At 65.5% G+C, this 20242-nt stretch carries 21 protein-coding genes; 10 read left to right on the top strand and 11 right to left on the bottom strand.

The window, feature by feature from the left end:
- The first annotated feature begins 41 nt into the window (after positions 1 to 41).
- The 5 genes from MU558_RS10370 to MU558_RS10350 all read left to right on the top strand — a co-directional run bounded on the left by MU558_RS10370 (position 42) and on the right by MU558_RS10350 (position 5060).
- A complete protein-coding gene (locus MU558_RS10370) occupies positions 42 to 380 on the top strand; it encodes a DUF7113 family protein (RefSeq protein ID WP_246966193.1) in 339 nt (112 codons plus the stop codon).
- Positions 381 to 490: 110 nt separating this feature from the next.
- Positions 491 to 1153, top strand: a complete 663-nt coding sequence (locus MU558_RS10365; RefSeq protein WP_246966192.1) for a DUF7344 domain-containing protein — start codon at positions 491 to 493, stop codon at positions 1151 to 1153.
- A gap of 112 nt (positions 1154 to 1265) precedes the next feature.
- Entirely contained in the window at positions 1266 to 2384 is a 1119-nt protein-coding gene (locus MU558_RS10360) for an iron transporter (RefSeq protein ID WP_246966190.1), read from the top strand.
- Positions 2381 to 3157, top strand: a complete 777-nt coding sequence (locus MU558_RS10355; protein WP_246966188.1) for a cohesin domain-containing protein — start codon at positions 2381 to 2383, stop codon at positions 3155 to 3157. Before MU558_RS10360 ends, MU558_RS10355 begins: the two co-directional genes overlap by 4 nt.
- 67 nt (positions 3158 to 3224) lie before the next feature.
- Positions 3225 to 5060 (top strand): ATP-binding protein, encoded by a 1836-nt coding sequence (locus tag MU558_RS10350; RefSeq protein ID WP_246966186.1) that lies wholly within the window; start codon positions 3225 to 3227, stop codon positions 5058 to 5060.
- A gap of 77 nt (positions 5061 to 5137) precedes the next feature.
- On the opposite strand, the gene MU558_RS10345 is transcribed toward MU558_RS10350, so the two are convergent.
- The 3 genes from MU558_RS10345 to MU558_RS10335 form a co-directional block, all read right to left on the bottom strand.
- Positions 5138 to 5566: a universal stress protein gene (locus MU558_RS10345; protein WP_246966184.1), complete on the bottom strand. Its 429-nt coding sequence runs from the start codon at positions 5564 to 5566 to the stop codon at positions 5138 to 5140.
- Between the two features lie 79 nt (positions 5567 to 5645).
- A complete protein-coding gene (locus MU558_RS10340; protein ID WP_246966182.1) occupies positions 5646 to 6026 on the bottom strand; it encodes a hypothetical protein in 381 nt (126 codons plus the stop codon).
- Positions 6026 to 6265: an amphi-Trp domain-containing protein gene (locus tag MU558_RS10335; RefSeq protein WP_246966180.1), complete on the bottom strand. Its 240-nt coding sequence runs from the start codon at positions 6263 to 6265 to the stop codon at positions 6026 to 6028. The genes MU558_RS10340 and MU558_RS10335 overlap by 1 nt, the downstream gene beginning before the upstream one ends.
- A 182-nt stretch (positions 6266 to 6447) precedes the next feature.
- Between MU558_RS10335 and MU558_RS10330 the strand changes: the two genes are divergently transcribed.
- The 3 genes from MU558_RS10330 to MU558_RS10320 all read left to right on the top strand — a co-directional run bounded on the left by MU558_RS10330 (position 6448) and on the right by MU558_RS10320 (position 8388).
- Positions 6448 to 7278 carry an NAD(+)/NADH kinase gene (locus MU558_RS10330; RefSeq protein ID WP_246966178.1) on the top strand — a complete coding sequence of 277 codons (831 nt, stop codon included), beginning with the start codon at positions 6448 to 6450 and terminating at the stop codon, positions 7276 to 7278.
- A 487-nt stretch (positions 7279 to 7765) separates the two neighbouring features.
- The gene (locus tag MU558_RS10325) at positions 7766 to 8020 is read left to right on the top strand and encodes a MoaD-like domain-containing protein (RefSeq protein ID WP_246966176.1); all 255 of its coding nucleotides are present in this window, start codon (positions 7766 to 7768) and stop codon (positions 8018 to 8020) included.
- Positions 8020 to 8388, top strand: a complete 369-nt coding sequence (locus tag MU558_RS10320) for a DUF8048 family protein (protein ID WP_246966174.1) — start codon at positions 8020 to 8022, stop codon at positions 8386 to 8388. Before MU558_RS10325 ends, MU558_RS10320 begins: the two co-directional genes overlap by 1 nt.
- Before the next feature lie 75 nt (positions 8389 to 8463).
- On the opposite strand, the gene MU558_RS10315 is transcribed toward MU558_RS10320, so the two are convergent.
- From MU558_RS10315 to MU558_RS10290, 6 genes are all read right to left on the bottom strand, one after another.
- On the bottom strand, positions 8464 to 9435 hold the full coding sequence (locus tag MU558_RS10315; protein ID WP_246966172.1) for a CAP domain-containing protein: 972 nt from the start codon (positions 9433 to 9435) through the stop codon (positions 8464 to 8466).
- Positions 9436 to 9546: 111 nt separating this feature from the next.
- A complete protein-coding gene (locus MU558_RS10310) occupies positions 9547 to 10515 on the bottom strand; it encodes an alpha/beta fold hydrolase (RefSeq protein WP_246966170.1) in 969 nt (322 codons plus the stop codon).
- Between the two features lie 66 nt (positions 10516 to 10581).
- The gene (locus MU558_RS10305) at positions 10582 to 11499 is read right to left on the bottom strand and encodes a M48 family metalloprotease (protein WP_246974942.1); all 918 of its coding nucleotides are present in this window, start codon (positions 11497 to 11499) and stop codon (positions 10582 to 10584) included.
- 413 nt (positions 11500 to 11912) lie between these two features.
- Entirely contained in the window at positions 11913 to 13838 is a 1926-nt protein-coding gene (locus MU558_RS10300) for an aldehyde ferredoxin oxidoreductase family protein (protein ID WP_246966168.1), read from the bottom strand.
- 205 nt (positions 13839 to 14043) lie between these two features.
- Positions 14044 to 14232 (bottom strand): DUF1328 domain-containing protein, encoded by a 189-nt coding sequence (locus tag MU558_RS10295; RefSeq protein ID WP_246974940.1) that lies wholly within the window; start codon positions 14230 to 14232, stop codon positions 14044 to 14046.
- Between the two features lie 300 nt (positions 14233 to 14532).
- Positions 14533 to 16413, bottom strand: a complete 1881-nt coding sequence (locus MU558_RS10290) for a bacterio-opsin activator domain-containing protein (protein ID WP_246966166.1) — start codon at positions 16411 to 16413, stop codon at positions 14533 to 14535.
- A gap of 134 nt (positions 16414 to 16547) precedes the next feature.
- Between MU558_RS10290 and MU558_RS10285 the strand changes: the two genes are divergently transcribed.
- Together MU558_RS10285 and MU558_RS10280 are read left to right on the top strand one after the other, a co-directional pair.
- Positions 16548 to 16745, top strand: a complete 198-nt coding sequence (locus MU558_RS10285; protein WP_377071270.1) for an HVO_0649 family zinc finger protein — start codon at positions 16548 to 16550, stop codon at positions 16743 to 16745.
- Between the two features lie 70 nt (positions 16746 to 16815).
- Positions 16816 to 17892 carry an archaeosine biosynthesis radical SAM protein RaSEA gene (locus MU558_RS10280; protein ID WP_246966164.1) on the top strand — a complete coding sequence of 359 codons (1077 nt, stop codon included), beginning with the start codon at positions 16816 to 16818 and terminating at the stop codon, positions 17890 to 17892.
- Positions 17893 to 17943: 51 nt separating this feature from the next.
- On the opposite strand, the gene MU558_RS10275 is transcribed toward MU558_RS10280, so the two are convergent.
- A complete protein-coding gene (locus MU558_RS10275; protein WP_246966163.1) occupies positions 17944 to 19443 on the bottom strand; it encodes an ATP-binding protein in 1500 nt (499 codons plus the stop codon).
- A 111-nt stretch (positions 19444 to 19554) separates the two neighbouring features.
- Positions 19555 to 20241, bottom strand: a complete 687-nt coding sequence (gene purQ / locus MU558_RS10270; RefSeq protein WP_246966161.1) for a phosphoribosylformylglycinamidine synthase I — start codon at positions 20239 to 20241, stop codon at positions 19555 to 19557.
- Position 20242 lies beyond the last annotated feature (1 nt).

Below are 20242 nucleotides of genomic sequence, written 5' to 3'. Positions count from 1 at the left end.
CGTCTCACACGCCTTTTATTCGTCGGCGACGAAGCACGAGCATGCTCCTCGTTCGCGGCCGCGCAGGAGGGACCGAGCTCACCGGGACGATCTACGAGCGCGGCGAAGAGGCGCCCCGATTCAAAGGCGCACCCAACGAAGACGCCGCCTACGTCTGGGTGTGCGACGAGTTCTACGAGGTCGACAGCGGCGGCTCGACGCTCGAGGTGGCCGATCGGGAGATAAACATCGCGTTCGAGTCGCCGATGCCCCGCGGATTCGACACCAGAGAGCAGGCGATCGATGCTGCCGAAGACCACGTCCGGACCCAGTTCGCCCGGATCGGCATCGAACCCGAGGACGTCGAGGTGTCCGTCGAGAAAGGACACGACGAGAGCTAGGGCCCGAACGCACCGCGAGGCCGCTCGAGGCGAACGCAGAAATCGTTCGGATCGGGGGACCAAATTACTTAGGAGACGGGCTTTTTCCGATCCCAGAGAGTTACTCGAGTATGAGTTCAGACGTTCGCCTCGACGACGGAGGCACAAACAGAGAGTCCATCTTCGACGTCGACGACGGGATCTACGAGGTGCTCTCGAACACTCGGCGATCGACGCTTTGCTCGCTTCTGCTCGAGTGTGGCGGCGAACTGCCGATGGAGACGGTCGTCAGACACATCGTCGCTCGCGAGGCCGCCGAACCGCTCTCCGAGATCGCGCCGGAGAAACGCCGGACGGTCGAGATCAGTCTCTACCACCAGCACGTGCCGAAACTCGCAGACTGTGGCGTCGTCACGTGGGACCGCGAGGCGGAGACCGTGGCGCTCGCGGACGACGCGTTCGACCGGGGACGACTCGCGGCGCTTCTCGGTCCGGGATCGATCCAGCGCTCCGAAACGTTGTTCGAACTACTCACACATTCGCGCCGTCGAACCGTTCTCTCGGTCCTCACCGAGCGCGGCGACGTCGTGTCGACCGACGACCTCGCGGCGCGCATCGCCGCCGCCGAACGGGACGTGCCACGTGACGCGGTACCGACGTCGGAGCGAGACCGCGTATACACGACGCTGCGACACGCTCACCTGCCGGCGATGGACGACGCCGGCGTCCTCGAGTACGATCGCGAGGACGAACTGGTCGTCTATCGGGGGCATCCCGCACTACTCGGCCGATAACCCGCCGTCGACTCTCTCGTCCGTCAGGCGAACCTCCCGTCTCACGTCCCGTCTTTTCTCGCGTTCGCCCGCGCGTGCATTTATATAGCTGCATGGCGCAACGTCGTCACGAATGGCCCGGCCGAGTCAGCCGACCCGTCGTCGCCGACCGTTTCTCCGGACGGTGGTAGCCGCGGGACACCTCTCGCTCGCCGGGTGTCTGAACGGCGGGGACGGAGAGGAGTCGGAGCCGTCGTCCGACAGCGGCGACCCCGAGGACCCGCTTCCGTTTCCCGAGATCGAGGATCCACCCGACGCGGTCTACCTGCCGACGCACAGAGAGGAGATGCGGACACTCGATCCGGTCTTCGCCGGAGAGTACGGCGTGACGCCGATGCTCACCTATCCGCATCCGTTCTGGACCGTCGCCGGGGACGTCGAGCGGACCGATCCGACCGCCGAGGACGACGTCCACCTGATGGTGACCGTCTGGGACCGCGAGACGGAGACAGTTATCCCGGCCGACGCCGGGACGAGTCTCGAAGTCAGCACCGACGGCGACCTCGTCGACAGACGCAACCTCTGGGTGATGCTCTCCCAGCAGATGGGGCTGCACGTCGGTGACAACGTCCCACTCTCCGGCGACGGAACCTACCGCGTCGAGGGACGAATCGGCTCGCCCGGCGTCCGAACTACCGGTGCGTTCGCGGGTCGGTTCGACGCTCCCGCCGAGTTCGCGTTCGAGTTCACGTTCGACGACGACCTCCGCGCTATGGCAGCCGAGGTCGACTACTTCGACGAGGACCGCTGGGGTGAGCCCGGCGCACTCGAGCCGATGGGTCACGGCGTTCCCTACTCCGCGCTGGCCCCCGCCGACGACCTACCCGGAACGCTACTGGGAGCGCCGACCCGCGACGGCGTCGTCTTCGCGACCACCCTCCTCGAGTCCGGATCGCGATTCGTCGACGGCGGGGAGCGGTATCTCGCCGTTTCGCCCCGGACGCCGTACAACCGGTGTGTCTTGCCCGGGATGGCTCTCGAGGCGACCGTCGACGGCCGAACCGAACGGATCGAACTCGTCGAGACCCTCGACGACGAACTGGGCTACCACTACGGTGGCCCGCTTCCGGACGGCGCGGCCGTCGACGAGGTGACGGTCGACGTGCTCGCGCCGCCGCAGGTCGCCCGCCATCGGGGATACGAGCGGGCGTTTCTCGAGACGTCGACCGTCACGCTGGAGGTGACACAATGAGCGCCCACCGACCGGCCGACCTCGATCCGCGCGAACTGTCGGTGCTCGCCGTTCGGGGTGCCGTCGTCGCCGTTCTCGCGACGGCCGTCGTCGGCCTGGTCCTCGGGGGCCTCGCGATCGAGACGGCCAGCGCCGGCGACAGGGCCGCGGTCGTCAGTCCGACACCGGAGGAAGTCGACGCCGATCCCGGCGAGACGGTCGACGTCGAGGTCGTCCTGCGGAGCCGCGGCGGCCACGACGGCGTCGGCGTCGAGTCGGTCGCGCTCCGCGCGCTCTACCACCCCGACTACCTCGAGGTGGTCGACGTCGAACACGGCACCTGGCTCGCGGGCGGTTCGGAGACGGACGTCGAAAGCGACGCGACGATCGCGAACGACCGCGGTGTGACCGAAGTGACCCAGTCGCGGGTGCCGCCGGCGGGTGGCGCGACCGGCGACGCGGTATTCGCGACGCTCACCGTCCGCGTGGTCGACGACGCCCCGCCGTCGGCGGCGACGATAGACTTCGGGGAGACGGCAGTTACCCTCGCCGACGGCTATCCCCTGCCGATCTACGACCGCGCCGTCACCGTCTCGATCGACGGTGGCGGCGACCCCCACGAGTCGTTCGACCACGGCAACCTCGAGGATCTCGAGGGCAGCGACCCGCCAGTCGACGACGGCACCGACGGGAGCGACGGCGGGGAGGCCGATTCGGTTTCGGGCGTCCTCGTGGCCGTGAGTCTCCTCGCGGCGTTCGCGATCGTGGCACTCGCGAGACAGCTGTCGAGGTGACGGTCACGCGACGGCGACTGTCACGCGATGGGAAACGCGTTTTACGGACGGGCCGGATGGAAAGTATATGACCGATCTGGGCGACTTCGGTGAGTTCAACGCGGACGACACCGCGGACGGGCCGGCGACCGCCAGCGAATCCGGCGGCGCGGACGACGCGAGCGCGAGGACCACCGACGAGTTCGAGGCGACCGCGGTCGAACCGCGCGGCGAGGACACCGGCATCGGGGCGATCTCCGTCTCACAGGGCCTCCAGATCAGCGAGGAATCGGACGACACGACGCTTCGCACCTACGTTACGGAGGGCAACCGGTCGTCGGTTCGCATCGGCACGTACCTGCTCGCACCGTATCCGGAAGCCGCCGACGGACGGGGCGGAGAGACGCTCTTCTGTCGAATTTCCGCCCTCGAGTACGCCCAGCAGTACCACGCCGACGACGCGACGGAGATCCACGCCCGCCGGGCGATGCGCCAGGACGGGATCGACGAGGCCGACTACAAGTTCGTGGCGGACCTAGAGCCCGTGGCGATCCTCTACCGGGACGACGGCGAGTTGAAACGACGGATGACCGATCGGGTACCCAAACCCCAGACCGTCGTCCGCGAGGCGACCGACACCGAGGAGATCAAGACGGGACTGAAGATCCCCGAGGACGGCGTCTTCCTCGGCCACCTCTCGGTCGGCGGCGAGAAGGTGCAGACGGCGGCCTCGCCGCCGACGATCGACTACCGGCTGAAAGACGACTACGACGCGGGCGACCCGCTGGTGTTTCGCCACACCCTGATCGCCGGAGGCACCGGGTCCGGCAAGACCCACGGCGCGAAGAATATCCTCCGACAGTACCTGAGCGAGGATCGAACGTACCCGATGGAAGACGGCCGGGACGTGCAGGCCGCCGTCGTCCAGTTCGACCCCCAGGACGAGTACGCCCAGATGCACGACGACAACCCCGAACTGACCGACGAGTTCGCGCGCCGCCTCGAGCGCGAGGGCGTCGCCTACGGCGGCCACGACGACACGAAGGCGTTCGTCCCGAAAGTCGGTACCGCGTCGTACTCGGCCGGCCACCACCGCGCCGAGCAGGTCGAGTTCACGATCCCGTTCTCGATGGTCTACGACAACCCGTGGCTCGTGGCGGGAAGCGGGCTCAACGACAACCAGTACGGTGCGCTGGTTCGCGTCCTCCTGCCGCAGTTCAAACGGCAGTACGGCGACGGCGGCACCTACGAGGAGTTCACGACCTTTCTCGACGACCCGGCGCTCCGGGAGGAACTCGACGAGTCGGGTCAGGTCCACGAGGCGACGTTCGACGCCGTCCGGCGACGGGTGGTCGGCTTCGATCACGTCTTCGACCAGGACGCACGTCCGATCACCGACCTCGTCCACGAGTTCGTCCGCCCCGGCGGGCTGACCGTCGTCCCCACGTACCACATCACCGATACGAGAGCGACCGAGGCCGTCGTGCTCGCGCTCTCGAGTCTGCTGATCGACCAGAAGCTCTCGAACGACCCGACCTACGATCGAATCAAAGAGACGCCGCTCGTGCTGGGGATGGACGAGGCCCACAACTTCCTCACCGACGCCGACAGCGTGCAAGCGGGGAAGGTTATCCGGAAGTTCACCGAGGCCGCGAAACAGGGCCGCAAGGAACGCCTCGGCCTCTTTCTCATCACCCAGGACCCCCAGGACATCGACGACGCCGTCTTCAAGCAGATCAACACCACGATCGTCCTCAACCTCGGCGACGAGGAGGCGATAAAAAGCGTCAACATCCCCTCGAACCTCGAGTCGAAGGTGCCATACATGGAGAAAGGCCAGATGGTCGTCTACTCGCCGGACAACTCCGAGCCCGTCGAGTTGATCGGCCTCTCGACGTGTCTGACTCGCCACGGGCGAGACTGACTACGGGTAGCCAGAAAGCAAAGCGTTCCGGCAAAGGAGAGCGAACAGATCGAAACCGCTCGAGTGAACGACGACGCTCAGGCGTCGGTCCCGACGGTCAAGACGGGAACGGGTGACGTCTGGACGACGCGCTGGGAGACGCTGCCGACGACGTTTCGTTCGTACTCGTCACCGCTCGTTCCCATCACGACGAGATCGACGTCGTGCTCGGCGGCGTAGTCGACGATGCACTCGGCCGGGTTGCCCGTCTCGACTGCCGACGTCGCCTCGACGCCGTGGCCCTGTGCGGTTGTGACGGCCTCGTCGACTGCCTCGAGCGCGCGCTCTCGGAGGTCCTCGCGGACCGCGTCGACACGCTCGTCGTCGAGGACCAGAAACGCCCGGTCGTCGACGACCGAGAGGACGTGCAGCGTCGCGTCTCGGGTCTTCGCGACGTCGATCGCGTGCTCTGCGACCGCACTTGCGTGGTCGCTCCCGTCCGTCGGAAAGAGGATCGTCTCGTACATCCCTACAGTCGACACTCGATCCTCGAGAAAAAAGTACTTCGCGATCGGTTCTCGAACGGTGGGAAGGACGCCACAGGGATCACGCGCCGGGGATCCCGAGGGCTTCGGGCGCGAGGACGTCGACGAGGGTGAAGGCGTAGACGATCGCCACCGCGACGATCCACGCGACGAAGCCGATCGCGGCCGCCGTGCCCCAGCCGCCGGGGTAGCGCCAGTTGAGCACGCCGATCCAGGCGACGAGCATCAACACGACGCCGAGGATCGGCAGCCAGTCGAACAGGACGAACCGGTCGACGAGCGCCGACGAGACGGCCCAGACGATCGCGCCGACGAGTGCGGTAAACAGCGCGTTGGACACGCCCGCGTCCGCGTCGACGATCAGTCGCACCCCCGCGAGGATGGCGACGGTGCCGACGAGCAGGCTCGCGACGAAGATCACGGCGGCGTCGAGAAGTGCCATCAGCGTTTCCAGCTGAGTTCGATAGCGATCGTCTCCCGATTCCCACGGAGGACCGACGATCGCTCGACGACTTCGACGTCGCAGTCGACCTGCTCCGGTGGGTTCAACGTCACGGTCTTGTTCCCGACGTCGACCGCGAGTTCCTCCTCGCCGCGTTCGAACTCCGCCGCGAGGTCCGAGAGGTACGCTGCCAGCTCCGAACGCGTCATCGTCTCTTTCGATTGCGTCCGATCTGCCATGGAGGCCCTGACCACGCTCGGCCGGAAAAGTATGGACGGCAAACAGGCACCTAACGTCGTCTTACTGCCGCCGAAACCGTCGAAACGACCGGCTGACGAGACGTCCACGCGACCGCCGTCGACGTAACGCCGTCGGGCGCCGACAGGGAGTTTTTTGGCCACGGGAGCGCTACCGAGCGACGATGGACGTGGACGTCGGGATCGTCGCCCAGCGCGACAACGAGCGGGCACAGAGACTCGCCGCGACCCTCCTCGAGACGCTCGCAGGCGACGAGGTGAGCATAACGGTCGACGAAGAGACGGGAACTGCCATCGGCGCACCCAGCGTGCCGATCGCCGAGATGGGATCGGCCGACCTCGTCGTGAGTATCGGCGGCGACGGCACCTTCCTCTTCGTCGCGCGCGAGGCAGGCGACGCACCGCTCATCGGCGTCAACCTCGGCGAAGTCGGCTTCCTCAACGCCGTCTCGCCGGACGACGCCGTCGACGCCGTCGGCGACCTGGTCGATACCCTCCGCGCTGGCGGCGACGTCGACGGCGCCGAGGTCAACCGCCTGCACGCCAGCGGTACGGACTGGGCCCTCGAGCCGGCGCTCAACGAGGTCGTCGTCCACGGCCCCCGACGCGGACACGGCGGCGGTGCCGACATCGACGTCCGCGTCGACGGCGAATCCTACGCGACGGGTCACGCCGACGGTGTCCTCGTCGCGACGCCGACCGGTTCGACCGCCTACAACCTGAGCGAGGGTGGCCCACTCGTCCGACCGACGGTCGACGCCCTCGTCGTCACGCAGATGTGTGCCGACGACTCGATGCCTCCGCTGGTCGTCGACGCAGACAGCGAGATCACGCTCCACGTCTCCGGAGCCGACGTCGGCTGGGCCATCAGCGACGGTCGCAACAGACGGGAACTCGAGCCGCCGGCGACCGTCACGGTAACCGTCGCCGACGACCCCGTCACGCTCGCCGGCCCGCGGGCGAACTTCTTCGACGCGCTCGAGAAACTCGAGTGACGACTGCCCCCAGTCGCCCTGCGGACACGGCTCACCTCGAGTCCCGACCACACGGAGGAGGTGTGGTGGGGTGGGCACTTCCGTTGCGACAACGCTCGGTGCGGGTTTGAAGGTGATCGAGATTACATCGCGGCGGTGAACGTGGCTCGCGTGTTCTTCAGCGAGACGGATGGACTGGATCACGGTTTCATGTCCTCCTATACGGGGGATTCGGAAACCGTGCCAGCTCGCCGTTCCGTTGGCACGCGGCTCGCGTTCGGGCGTGGCGTTGTTGCCTACGAGCCCGAACAGACAGGGGCGACCGCTGGTGGTGGGTCGGCTGTCATAACGCCCGCTGTCGCCCTGTCAGAGTCGAATGCGGATGGCGGTGATGGGTGTGGTCCAGCCACCCGTCAGTACACCCAATTCCAACGGGTTACTGCTGAACACTGCTGAAAATAGGAACGGTAACATTCACTCGCCTCGGGGTCGAACTGCGAGTAGGACAATGCGAATCGAACGCTCCTTTCGCGGCATCTCCGAACGACTCGCCGTGCGCTACCTGACGAACCTCGGCGGCGAACAGGTCGACGACGATACGGTCGAGGGCGACGGGTGGACGGCCCGCCTCTCCTCGGAAACCGTCGGCGTCGGGCCGTCGCTCACGCTCACCGAGGTAACGGTCGTCTTCGAGGGAGAGAACGACCGACTCGAGTCGCTGGTCGAGTCGTTCGCCCAGAAAGCGATGCGCGCGGGTGGCTGATGACGGGCGACCCGATCGAGGGACAGGTCCTCCTGCTCACGGCCGCGAAAGCGAGCGTCCCGCCGTCCCGGCTCCCCACCCTCGTCGACCGCGTCCAGGCGGACCTGGGGCCGCGACTCGAGGAGTACCGCCGGCAGTACGAGTGTGCCTACGAATCCGACGACCTCGTCGCGTTCTTCGTCGAGTGGGGCCACTGGGACGACATCGGCGACCGACTGGACCTCGAGGAGCGCGAACAGGCCGCCGTCCGGCGTGCACACGAGGAACAACTCCTCCGCATCGGCCGTCGGGACGATCGCGAAGAGGAGTTCGAGACGGCACTCGAGATCCGGGACCCGCTGATCGTCGGCGTCGACTCGAGGGCGTGACTGCGACACTCGAACGAACGTCTCGAAAAAATCTCGCTGGACGCGTCGGCTGTGGGCGCCGACGTCGTCTCGTCGTCAGTTACAGTTCGTTCCGAAATTCTGCGTCGCGTAGAGGCGACCGTCCGCCGCGACGGTGACGCCGATTCCCTGGCTATCCCAGCGGTCGCTGAGGATGTTCTCTCGGTGTCCGTCGCTGTTCATCCACATCTCGACGCTCTTCTGGGCGGCGACTTCGGGCGATTCGTCTGAGTGGTAGTTGTAGAGGATGTTCTCTCCCCAGGCCTGACAGGAGACGCCGGCATCGGCGTACCGGTCGCCGACGGTCGAGCCATCGGGGCTGGTGTGAGAGAAGTAGTCGTTCTCGGCCATGTCCTCGCTGTGCCCGCGGGCGACGCCCGCCAGCTGTTCGTCGAACTCGAGGGGGTCGAGACCGTGCTCGGCTCTGATCTCGTTGACCTCGTCGTGAATCGCCAGTTCGACCTGTGCTGCGTAGGTGCGTTCCTCCTCGTCGTCAGTGGTCTCGTCGGCAGATTCGTCGCCCGTCTCGTTTTCCGAGTCGCCCGACTCCTCGTCAGACGCTTCTTCCGAGTCGTCGGTCGTTTCGCTCTCGGTGTCGTCGGCCGTCTCGTCTGCTCCTTCGTCGTCGGTCGTCTCACTCTCGGTGTCGTCGGCTGTCTCGTCCGAGAGTACGACGTCGACCACCAGATCGGACGAACTCGAGCGGTCCGGTGACTCTGCCGGTCCGTCGTCCTCACTCGAGAGGGAGTCGCTCAAGGAGACCTCGAACCGCAGGCCGTCTTCGTCCTCGCTCGAGGCTGCTTCGTCCTCACTCGAGGAGGTGACGTAGTCGCTCAGAGAGATCTCGATTCGAAGTTCGTCGTCTCCGTTCGCTGAATCGTCTAGTTGCGTGTTCGACTGGGTATCGGCCTGGCCGACTCCCGCCGCGACCGTCGCCGGCAGGGCCAGTCCGACCACTAACAGTCCGATTCCGAACCAGCGAAGAAGCCGTACTGCTCGCTGGTCGGTCGTGTCTCGTTCGCGTGCCATGCATCTGTGAAACTCTCTTTGACCACTATGAATATTTTCGAAGTTAAGTTAGATAATTACTGATGACTCTCATTTTATTACTCATTAGTGAGTCTAGATTATAGTATGACACTACTGTTCGCCGAGGAACGCCAGCAACGCCTCGTTGACCCGGTCGGACGCGTCGAACTGCACCCAGTGGCTCGCGTCGGGGAAGCGCTCGACGCGGACGTCCACGACGTAGTGTTCGAGACCCACGGTCTGGTCGACCGACAGCGCCGGATCCCGCTCGCCCCACAGCACCAGCGTCGGCACCTCGATCGGTGACGGAGATGTGACCAGTCGGTCGCCGACCAGCGGAATCGCACCGGGGAGCTGTTTCCGGACCGTTCCTCGACCGAACGCCCGATAGTAGTTGAGCGCCGACTCGAGCGCGCCCGGCCGGTCGAACGCGGCCTTGTACCGCCGCAGGTCCTCGTCGGTGAACGCGCCCGGGACGGCAACGCCTTCCTCGAAGAGTCGCTCGATGGCGGCAAAGTCGCGGGCGGCAAGCGTCCGTTCGGGCAGCCACGGCACCTGGAACAGCAGGGCGTACCACGACCGGCGGGCTTGCTCGAGCGAGAGGTCGCGGACGTACTTGAGCGGGTGTGGCGCGTTCAACACGGTGAGCGTCGACACCTGTTCCGGGTGGGTCATCGCGGTCGCCCAGGCGACGACGCCACCCCAGTCGTGGCCGACGACGTGGGCGACGCTCGTGTCCAGCGTTCGAACGAGGGCTGCGACGTCGTCTGCGAGCGTCGAGAGGCGGTAGGCGTCGATCCCGTGGGGTTTCTCCGAGCGGTTGTAGCCGCGCATGTCCGGGGCGACGACGTGGTAGCCAGCGTCGGCGAGCGCGGGGAGCTGGTTGCGCCACGAGTACCAGAACTCCGGGAAGCCGTGGAGCAAGACGACCGGCGGACCGTCCTCGGGGCCGGCCTCGACGTAGTGCAGGCGTACGCCGTTTGCGATCGTCTCGTCGTGTGTGACCAGTTCGTCGATCGAATCCGACGCCGACGCGTCGCCCTCCTCGCTCGTCGTCACCCGAACGGGTATCTCGCTCATGATCGATCGCTATCGTGGGCGACCGGCAAATAGCTATGCGAGCGGCCTAGTCGAGCAGTCAGGCGGTCACCACCGTTCGCCCTCGAGTCGCTGCAGCGACTCGATGCGGGACGTCGTCGGCGGATGGGTTCGAAAGAGCCAGTTCGACAGCCGGGACAGTCGCTTCCTGTGCCACCAGTACGAGGGCTCGGTGTCGCCGTCGGGACCGAGCATCACTTTCTCGACCTCGTCGTCCTCGAGTGGCAGGATCGACAGCGAGGAGAGACTCGAGACGTCCCGGAGGTCACGCCGTGGCGTCTCGTCGATCCGATCGTCGAGGGTTCGAAGGGCGCTCGCGAGTGCTGCGGGCGATCCCGTCGTCTCGGCGGCAGCCCGGTCGGCAGCGCGCTCTCTGGCCCGCGAGAGGCCCGCGGTGACGGGCCGACCGAGGAGCGACGTCGCGCTGGCGACGAGCACGAGTGGGGCGGTCAGAAATCCGAACGTCTCTCGAACGTCGTCGTCGCCCAGGTACGTCCTGATTCCCTCGGCGAGGACGACCGGGACCGAGGCGGCAGTCATCACCATCGCGTCGCGATTGGCGACGTGGGCGAGTTCGTGGGCGATCACCGCCTCGAGTTCGTCGTCGGAGAGTGCTCGAAGCGTGCCAAGTGAGATCACGAGGTGGACGTTTCCGGGCCGGAGTCCGACTGCCATCGCCTCGGGTGCGTCGCGCTCGGAGACTGCGATCGTCGGCACGGGGACGTCGTACAGCGTCGCGACCCGCGTCGTCGTCCGATGGACTCGTGGGGCGTCTTCGGGATCGACGGGAACCGCTCCGGCGAGTCGCTCGATCGTTCCGATCTGCCCGTACTCGAGGGCGGCGATGGCTGCAAGCAGGCTGGCGGCACCGCTCGTCGCGAGTGCCCGCGAGCCGGGGTCGACGAACGCGACGGCCACGTAGACGACGAGCCACGTGAGAGGAAAGAGCCACACTGCACTGGCCATGCTGCGAGGCAGCGTCACACCGCCCAGATCCGATCGGGGCCGACCGCGAGCACGACCAGTAACGCGGCGGTCTCGAATCTGCTCGACGACGACGACGACGAACACGGTCAGGAACGTCGCGATGCCGACCGTCGCCAGCTCGAGTGCACCGTCGTTGGCCACCTCGAGAACGACGTACGTGGCAAGCCACACACAGAGAAGAAAACCGAGGGTGAGAGCGGAGAGCAGGAGGATCGAGACGACCATCTGGACGCGAAGGTGCCGACTCGGTGACATCCAGGTCAACCGACCGACGGCGAGAAAAAGTACGCTCCGGTTCGCCGACGGCAATCAGACGGACCGCTGTACGTCCGTCCCCCAGCGACCGCGTCCCGTCGGGCGGTCACTGCGGAAACTCGGGACAGCAGACCGTATCAGTCGTCGCTGGGCGCTGCCGCACCGCCTTCGCTGCTGACGCCGGTGCCGGGGCCGACTTCGATTTCGAGGTCCTCGAGTTTCTCGTCGGGGACGACGCCATCGACCCAGCCACGGTGTTCGTAGTACTCCGCTTTCATCTCCTCGAGTTCGCAGTACTCGCCTTCGGAGGCACCCTGGCCGGGGATGCCGTCCTCGAGGAATCGCTCGGGCAGGGAGTCGTCGCTGCCGTCGAAGCCGTTCAGGTTGTTGTAGTAGCGCTCGAGGTTGTAGACCCGTTCGCCGGCTTTCATCAGCTCGTCCTCGGTGACGTCACGGCCGGTCATACCGTTGTACTGGGTGACGTACTCCTCGATGCCTTCGGCGAAGGCGTTGAACTTGCAGATGTCGAAGGAGTCGCTGATGGCGTGGAGATCCTGGAACTGGGCGGTCAGTTCACCCTTGCCCTCCCACTCGTAGGGATCGACTTTCTCAGGGATGCCGAGGATTTCGGCTGCGGGCGTATACGCACGAAGGTGACACGCCCCGCGATTCGAGGTGGCGTACCCGATGCCCATCCCCTTCATACAGCGGGGGTCGTAGGCTGCGATGGTCTGGCCTTTGACCGCCAGCGAGTTGTCGTGGGCCTCCTTGCGGTCGGCGACGCGGCGTGGTCCCTCCGCCAGCAGGTCCGCGAGGTCGTCCTCGCGGTGGGCGATCCGCTCGATCAGGTCGATCATCGTCTCGCTATCGCCCCAGTCGAGTTCGCCGACGTCCTCGAGTTTGCCCTCTTCGGACATCTCCATGGCCATCGCCATCATGTTGCCCACCTCGATGGTGTCGACGCCCATGTCGTTACAGCGGTCGATCATGAGGGCGATAGCGTCGCGCTCTGTGTGTCCGGAGTTCGGGCCGAGTGCGTACGCCGACTCGTACTCGTAGGACTCCATCCGAACGTTCATCTCCTCGCCTTTGTGCATCGCCTGCACTTCGACTTCCTTCTTGCAGGCGACCGGACAGGAGTGGCAGGTCGGTTCGTCGACGAGGATGTTCTCGCGAACGTTCTCGCCGGAGACGCGTTCGGCGTCGACGTCGACGCTCTCCGTTTCGCGCATGCTCTCGGTCGACGTGTACCGTCCGTTCTTCGTCGGGAGGCCGTCCATCTCCTCGGCGATGTTCATCAGGACGTTCGTCCCGTACATCGAGAGTCCGCCCTCGTTGGGCGCGGTGACGTCGGACTCCTGGATGGCCTTCATCGCCTGCTGGTGGCCCTCGCGGAACGTCTCGGGGTCTGCCGGTTTGGGCATGTCGGTCGTCGACTTCACGACGACTGCCTTGAGGTTCTTCGACCCCATCACACAGCCCGTCCCCCCACGCCCGGAGGCCCGGTCGTCCTCGTTTATGATGCAGGCGTATTTGACCTCGTTCTCGCCGCCCGGTCCGATCGCCATCGTCGAGAGGTTCTTTCCGTAGGAGCCGTCTACCTCCTCTTCGATCGTCTCTCGTGTCTCGTGGATGCCCTTCCCCCAGAGGTGGGAGGCGTCCCGGAGTTCGACTTCACCGTCTTCGACGACGGCGTAGACCGGGTCGTCGGCCTGTCCCTCGAACAGCAGGCCGTCGAAGCCGGACCACTTCAGCCGGGCACCGGACCAGCCGCCCTGGTGGGAGTCGGTGACTGTGCCCGTCAGCGGTGACTTGGTGCAGACGGCGATCCGCCCGCTCATCGTCACCTGCGTGCCCGACAGCGGGCCGTTCATGAACGCGAGCAGGTTCTCGGGACCGAGCGGGTCGACGTCCGGCCCCTGTTCGAAGACGTACTTTACCCCCAGGCCACGCGCGCCGATGTACTTTTTCGCGTCCTCGTCGTCGATCGACTCGTAGGCGACCGATCCGTCGCTGAGGTCGACGCGGGCGACCCTGTCTTGGAATCCGCCGAGTTCGGTCATGGTAAACTCAGTACGTTATATTGTACCCGCAGCCTGTTAGTCGTTCCCACCCCAGCGAAACCGGACGTGATTACGTAGCGGCTGCGATCGACCTATGGGCAACGAAGTCCTCTTCACGACATTCGGTGAGTGTCTGCCCACTCTCAGCGTGGCAAATGCTGCAAAAGCGTAACCGTCGACGGTCAGCGAACGTCGTCTCACCGACCTACAACAGCAGCGCGACGATCGCGAGAACGATGAAGATCAACACGAAGATTCGCGCAATCTCCATCGAGACCCCAGCGACGCCCCGTGCACCGATCGCCGCGGCGAGGATCGCGAGCACGAAGAAGACGATCGCCCAGTACAGAAACTGGCCACCACCGATCTGGAGCGGGAGGGTCGCCTCGAGCATGATCCAGCGCACCACGATCTCACACATAAGCACGGGCCACCGTCCAGAACCGTTCGATTCCGCTAAGAGGTAACTACGACGCGGTAACGAGATCTTCAGGTCGTCGTTCCATCGACCGTCCGACGAAGACACGAAGTGTCGGTCCCCGGCGGGCGAACGCGTCGCCGCTAGTCGAACCGTACACAGGTCAACCGCCTCGGGGTCAAGTCGTTCGAGAATCGGAGAATCTCGTGATCACGGAAATCTTCGATTTCCGGACGACCCCGTGACATCCGCCTCGTTACTTCTGTGAACCCGCGTTTACTCCCCGAAGAACGCTCGACACAGCTTCGCTTCGGCGGTTCGAAGGTGCTCGTGGAACGTCGGCCGGGAGACGCCCATCGACTGTGCGAGTTCCTCTCCCGTCGTCGGTCGCGGCCACTCGAAGTAGCCGCCGAGATACGCCCGCTGTAACGCGGCGAGTTGCCGGTCGGTGAGTTCGTCCTCGAGGTTCGCGGCGAACTCCTGTCGGGTCTCGTCGGCCCGCTCTCGTTGCTGGAACGAGCGGACGTCGGTCTCCGGATACCGTTCCTCGACGGCCTCGACGACGTCGCGGACGTTTGCGGATCGCGGAACTTCGAGCGTGAGGCGTGTGCGGCCGTCCTCGGCGGTGATCGATCGCACGACGGCCCCGCGCTCCGAGAGCCACTCGACGAGACTCTCGTCGGTCGTGAGTTCGACCAGACACTCCTCGTCGCGTTCGACGATCGGCCGCAGTTCGACACCCTCGAGTTCCGCGGCCGCCGCCTCGAGTTCGTCCATCGACGCATCGGTGGCGGTGTACAGCGAGGCCGTCTCGTCGTCCGTACGATGGACCGACCGCCGGTACTCGAGTTCGCAGTCGGCGGCCGCAGAGAGGGCCACGGGCGCGACGTTCCGGTCGACGAGTTCGAGTTCGACGGCGACGACGGCGTCGGTCGCGAGCATTCGGCTCGTCTCACGGGCGTTGATCCCGCTCGCGACCGCCCGGGTCAGCGCCGAGAGAATCACCTCGTCGCGTTCGTCGACGTCGTGTCCCTCCGTAGTTCGGACGGTCAACACACCGTACTCGACGCCACTGTATGCAAGCGGAATGGCGGCGACGGTCGTGCCGTCGACGCGGTCGACGGCGACGCCGCCACGCTCGAGTGCGACGCTGGCAGGGTGGCCGTCGTCGATTTCGATTGGCTCCGGCGTGGTTCCGGCGCTCGTGCGGGCCTCGATCGAGCTGGTCGCGGGACTCCGCTCGCCGATCCAGACGCCCTCGTAGGCCCGTTCGGCGGCGATCCGGTCGCAGACCGCGTCCTCGAGATCTGTCCGCGAGGTCGCACCCGCGACGGCGGCAGTGACGTCCTGGACGAGCCCCTCGACGCGTTCCAGAACGCGCTCGAGTTCGGCGCGTTCTTCCTGGAGTTTCTCCTTGTGACGTTCGAGTTCGAACTGGGCCTGCTTGCGTGCGGTGACGTCGTTCTGGAAGCCGACGTAGTTCGTCACCTCGCCGTCGTCGTCTCGAACCGGTGCGATCGTCACCTCGTTCCAGAACTCCTCGCCGTCTTTCCGGTAGTTCTTGAGTTCGACGGTGACCGGTCGCTGTTCGTCGATGGCCTCGCGCATCTCGCGGATCGCTTCCGGATCGGAGTCTTCGCCCTGCAGGAACCGGCAGTTCTGGCCGACGACCTCCTCGGAAGTGTAGCCCGTCAGGCGCTCGTAGGCGTCGTTGACGTAGATCAGCGGGTTGTCCTCGCGGGACGGATCCGAGAGCGTGACGCCGATAGGCGCTTCGTCGATCGCCCGGTCTTTGATCGCTCTGTCACGGACGTGGGACGTGTCGTCGTGATCGAAGGTGATCGTCGCGCCGTCGTCGCCACGGTGGATACGAGCGTCGAATCGGTCGTCCTCGAGCGAGACGGTCCGGACGGTGCCGATCGCCGTCTCCTCGATCTCCGCCTCGAGTTGCTCCCACACTGTGTCGAGCACGCTTGCAGCCGGTCGATCGCTCACATCTGTATGGGTGTCGAACGCGTCGGCAGCAGCGGCGTTTACGCACGTGACAGTGCCACCAGCGACGGCGACGACCGGATCGACGATGCGCTCGAGAGCGGCGGCCGGTGTGTCTCCCCCGCCGGCCGAACTCTCGTTGCGCTCCGTATCGGTGTCGGTCATACACCTACTTAGGAAGGGTCTGACTATGAAGTATGGTGGTAGTATCGTCGAACGGCGATCCGACGAACCCACCGCCTATGGCGGCTCTCCCTATCGGGAATACGCTTATGTGATCGTGAGTTGTGTGTTAACACATGGCTATACAGAAGGGTCGTTCGCCGTTCGACCGACTCAAACAGATGTTCGACCGGTCCGATCTGCGCTGTCCGGAGTGTGGCTACGTCGACGTCGAGGGCGGCTGGCGAGTCACCACCACCGGGAGCCGCGTCAGGTACCAGCACGTCTGTCCGAAGTGCAACGCGATCGACACCAAAGAGGTCCGTCTCGAGTGAGACACGTTGCACGCGTCGATACGCGTCCGTAGACGAAGGCGATTTACGCACTCGAGCGCTTCTCCCGACAATGAGTCAACCCACGCCCGACGTCTACGAGCAGGGCAAGGGCATGGACGCCCACAACAAGGTGATGCGGGAGATCCGCTCGCGGAAAGAGCGAAGCTACGACCCCCACGAGCCGACTCGTGTCTGGCTCGACGAGGACAATACGCCCGCCGGAGTCAAACGGAGCCTGACGATCATCCTGAACACCGGCGGCTGTCGGTGGGCTCGCGCGGGCGGCTGTACGATGTGCGGGTACGTCGCCGAGAGCGTCGAGGGCGGCAGCGTCAGCCACGAGGCGCTGCTGGACCAGATCGACGTCTGCCTCGAGCACGAAGCGGAGAACGCGGACGAACCCGCGCCGCTGATCAAGATCTACACCTCCGGATCGTTCCTCGACGAGCGCGAGGTCGGCGCCAAGACCCGCGACGCCATCGCCGAGACGTTCGCCGACCGCGAGCGGATGGTCGTCGAGTCCCTGCCCGACTTCGTCGACCGGGAGAAACTCCGGGACTTCACCGACCGCGGCCTCGAGACGGACGTCGCGATCGGCCTCGAGACCGCCACGGATCGCGTACGCCACGACTGCGTGAACAAGTACTTCGATTTCGCCGACTTCGAGGACGCCTGCGAGGAGGCTCGAGCGGCCGGCGCGGGCGTGAAAGCCTACCTCCTGATGAAGCCGCCGTTTCTCACGGAATCCGAGGCGGTCGCGGACATGATCTCCTCGATCGAGCGCTGTGCCGACGTCGACGGCTGTCACACGATCTCGATGAACCCGACCAACGTCCAGCGCTACACGATGGTCGACGAACTCTACTTCTCGGACGGATACCGCCCGCCGTGGCTCTGGTCGGTCGCCCACGTCCTCCGCGAGACCGCGAACGTCGACGCAATCGTCGTCTCCGACCCCGTCGGCCACGGCTCCGACCGCGGCCCACACAACTGCAAGGAGTGTGACGACCTCGTCCAGAAGGCGATCAAGGACTTCGACCTCCGGCAGGACCCGACGGTCTTCGAGCAGGTCTCGTGTGAGTGCGAGGCGACCTGGGAGGCCGTGTTAGAACACGAGCGGAGCTACAACCAGCCGCTTACGCGCTGACTCACGTCCTCCAGCGGCTACATCGCCTCGAGTCTGCCAGTTCGCGAGCGGTCAGTCGTCGGCGGTAGCCCCCTCACCGACGGCGTGTGAGGACACGACGCTGGCTCTCGGAACGCGAAGCTCGACGACCGTTCCCCGTGGATCGTTGTCCTCGAACGAGATCGTCCCGCCGAACTGGGCGACGACCCAGTTGACGAACCACAGTCCGAGCCCGCTTGCGTGGTGCAGTTGTGTGATCTCTTTTTCCTCCTGGAGTAGTTCCCGCTCCTCGTCTGGAATACCAGGTCCGTCGTCGGCGATCGAGAGGACGAACGGGCCGCCGTCGTCGGAACACTCGAGTGTCACTTCGACGGCTGGCTCCATCCGATCGTTGTGAACGACCGCGTTCTCGAGGACGTGAAAGATGGCCGTCTCGAGGTGGTCGTCGGCCTGAGCGACAGCTCTGTCTGGAAGCGAGCAGGCGACATCGACGTCGGGATATCTCGCTTCGAGGCGGTCGATCGCCGCGTCGACGCTGTCGACGAGGTCGACGGGGCCGGTGGCGTCGCTTCGCTCGAGCGTGCGTTCGACGGCGCGGGTTTTCTCTGCGAGTTCGATCAGTTCGGTCGCCCGCTCACGGATCGTCTCGAGGTGCTCCTGGTCGTCGTCCTCGACGGCATCCGCGAGCAGCTCGGCACAGCCCTCGACGATGTTCATACCGTTCCGGAGGTCATGGCGCAACACCCGGTCGAGGATCTCGACGCGTTTCTGCCGTCGCTTCCACTGGGTGACGTCGGTGTAGACGACGAACGCTCGGTCGGTCGCGTCGTCGTTCGCTATCGGTACGGTCTGCAGTTCGAAGTCGCGCAACCCATTGGTCGTTCGCCGTTTTACCGCGCCGTCGACGACGTCGCCACGATCACCCCGATCCTCGAGGACGTCGGATCCAGCCTCCTGCTCGTTCGGGACGACGAACGGCGCGATCGGTTCGCCGTCGATCTCTCCTTCGCCGTAGCCGAAAATCCGCTCGAACGAGGGGTTGACTCGTTCGACGACCGGTTCGCCGTCGACGTAACGAACGCTGGCAACTGCGTCTGGAACGTTCTCGAAGAGGGCGACGAATCGATCGCGTTCCAGTCGCCGTCGTCGATCGAGGGCCGTCAAATCGGCCATCCTGTCTTTCCCGTCGCGTTCGTCACTGGGCGTCGTCGCTTCCCGGTCGGCGAGGAGGTCGTCGACCCGCGCCTCGAGCGTATCGACTCCCTGTGATTTCGGGACGTACCCGTCTGCGCCTGCAGCGATCGCATCGCCAGCAAACGTCTCACTGCCGTCGGCGGTGAACACGACGATGGGGACGTCGGAACGACGCGAGCGAACGCACTCACAGAGTTCGACGCTACCGATCCCAGAGGCGGTCCGATCACAGACGATGCAGTCGGCCTTCGAAAGCACCCGACGACACGCCTCGAGTGTCGTGACGTGTTCGACAGTCGCACCGGCGTCACGAAACGTCGGAGCTACGTCGGCGAGTGGAGCCGGATCGACGTAGACGATGAAAGTCGAGTCACGCATCTTTTGTTCCCGGTTCGTTCACAGTGTGGTACCCGTGAGATGAACACCCACTTCTCGAACGACCGTACTACGTAACTGGATTTCCAACGGAAATAAGTGTGGTGGTGGTGGTCAGTTCGTCGCGTACTCGAAGCCGCGAAGAACGCCCTGGCCATCCGTCTCGCCGACGTCGGGCAGCGTCACGCGTTCCGGGTGGGGCATCAACACCGCGACGGTGTCGCGGTCGCCGACCAGCCCCGCGACGTCGTGTTTCGATCCGTTCGGGTTGGCCTCAGGCGTCGTCTCGCCGTCCTCGTTGCAGTACCGAAAGAGGATCCGATCCTCGTCTTCGAGTTCCGCCAGTCGATCGTCGTCGACCTCGTAGCGACCCTCGGCGTGGGCGATCGGGATCTCGAGGACGTCGCCCTCGTCGTAGGCCTGTGTCCAGGGCGTGTCGTCGCGTTCGACGCGCACGTAGACCGGCTCACACTGGAAGCGAGCGCTCTCGTTGGTCGTGAACGCCCCCTCGGTCAGGCTGGACTCGCAGCCGACCTGTGCACCGTTGCAGACGCCGAGGACGGGGACGCCCTCGCCTGCGGCCTCGCGGACCTCCTCCATGATCGGCGCGCGGGCGGCCATCGCACCCGCCCGCAGGTAGTCGCCGTAGGAGAACCCGCCGGGGAGCACGATCCCCGTCGTGTCCTCGGGGAGGCCGTCCTCGTGCCAGACGATCTCGGCATCGATACCGAGATGCTCGAGGGCGCGTTCGGCGTCACGATCGCAGTTCGAACCGCCGAATCGAATGATCGAGACCGTCATC

It is taken from the genome of Natribaculum luteum (assembly GCF_023008545.1).
Classification (GTDB): domain Archaea; phylum Halobacteriota; class Halobacteria; order Halobacteriales; family Natrialbaceae; genus Natribaculum; species Natribaculum luteum.
The sequence above is the reverse complement of the archived record's forward strand: the minus strand, read 5'-3'. Positions and strand labels throughout refer to the sequence as shown.

Excerpts from the sequence above, each read along its gene's own strand:
- MU558_RS10295 (WP_246974940.1), bottom strand. The coding sequence starts at position 14,232 with ATGCTCGAGGCGACCCTCCCGCTCCAGATCGGTGGTGGCCAGTTTCTG.
- MU558_RS10325 (WP_246966176.1), top strand. The coding sequence starts at position 7,766 with ATGCGAATCGAACGCTCCTTTCGCGGCATCTCCGAACGACTCGCCGTG.
- MU558_RS10330 (WP_246966178.1), top strand. The coding sequence starts at position 6,448 with ATGGACGTGGACGTCGGGATCGTCGCCCAGCGCGACAACGAGCGGGCA.
- MU558_RS10335 (WP_246966180.1), bottom strand. The coding sequence starts at position 6,265 with ATGGCAGATCGGACGCAATCGAAAGAGACGATGACGCGTTCGGAGCTG.
- purQ (WP_246966161.1), bottom strand. The coding sequence starts at position 20,241 with ATGACGGTCTCGATCATTCGATTCGGCGGTTCGAACTGCGATCGTGAC.
- MU558_RS10320 (WP_246966174.1), top strand. The coding sequence starts at position 8,020 with ATGACGGGCGACCCGATCGAGGGACAGGTCCTCCTGCTCACGGCCGCG.
- MU558_RS10345 (WP_246966184.1), bottom strand. The coding sequence starts at position 5,566 with ATGTACGAGACGATCCTCTTTCCGACGGACGGGAGCGACCACGCAAGT.
- MU558_RS10355 (WP_246966188.1), top strand. The coding sequence starts at position 2,381 with ATGAGCGCCCACCGACCGGCCGACCTCGATCCGCGCGAACTGTCGGTG.
- MU558_RS10280 (WP_246966164.1), top strand. The coding sequence starts at position 16,816 with ATGAGTCAACCCACGCCCGACGTCTACGAGCAGGGCAAGGGCATGGAC.
- MU558_RS10285 (WP_377071270.1), top strand. The coding sequence starts at position 16,548 with ATGGCTATACAGAAGGGTCGTTCGCCGTTCGACCGACTCAAACAGATG.
- MU558_RS10360 (WP_246966190.1), top strand. The coding sequence starts at position 1,266 with ATGGCCCGGCCGAGTCAGCCGACCCGTCGTCGCCGACCGTTTCTCCGG.
- MU558_RS10290 (WP_246966166.1), bottom strand. The coding sequence starts at position 16,413 with ATGACCGACACCGATACGGAGCGCAACGAGAGTTCGGCCGGCGGGGGA.
- MU558_RS10300 (WP_246966168.1), bottom strand. The coding sequence starts at position 13,838 with ATGACCGAACTCGGCGGATTCCAAGACAGGGTCGCCCGCGTCGACCTC.
- MU558_RS10305 (WP_246974942.1), bottom strand. The coding sequence starts at position 11,499 with ATGGCCAGTGCAGTGTGGCTCTTTCCTCTCACGTGGCTCGTCGTCTAC.
- MU558_RS10350 (WP_246966186.1), top strand. The coding sequence starts at position 3,225 with ATGACCGATCTGGGCGACTTCGGTGAGTTCAACGCGGACGACACCGCG.
- MU558_RS10340 (WP_246966182.1), bottom strand. The coding sequence starts at position 6,026 with ATGGCACTTCTCGACGCCGCCGTGATCTTCGTCGCGAGCCTGCTCGTC.
- MU558_RS10310 (WP_246966170.1), bottom strand. The coding sequence starts at position 10,515 with ATGAGCGAGATACCCGTTCGGGTGACGACGAGCGAGGAGGGCGACGCG.
- MU558_RS10370 (WP_246966193.1), top strand. The coding sequence starts at position 42 with ATGCTCCTCGTTCGCGGCCGCGCAGGAGGGACCGAGCTCACCGGGACG.
- MU558_RS10275 (WP_246966163.1), bottom strand. The coding sequence starts at position 19,443 with ATGCGTGACTCGACTTTCATCGTCTACGTCGATCCGGCTCCACTCGCC.
- MU558_RS10365 (WP_246966192.1), top strand. The coding sequence starts at position 491 with ATGAGTTCAGACGTTCGCCTCGACGACGGAGGCACAAACAGAGAGTCC.
- MU558_RS10315 (WP_246966172.1), bottom strand. The coding sequence starts at position 9,435 with ATGGCACGCGAACGAGACACGACCGACCAGCGAGCAGTACGGCTTCTT.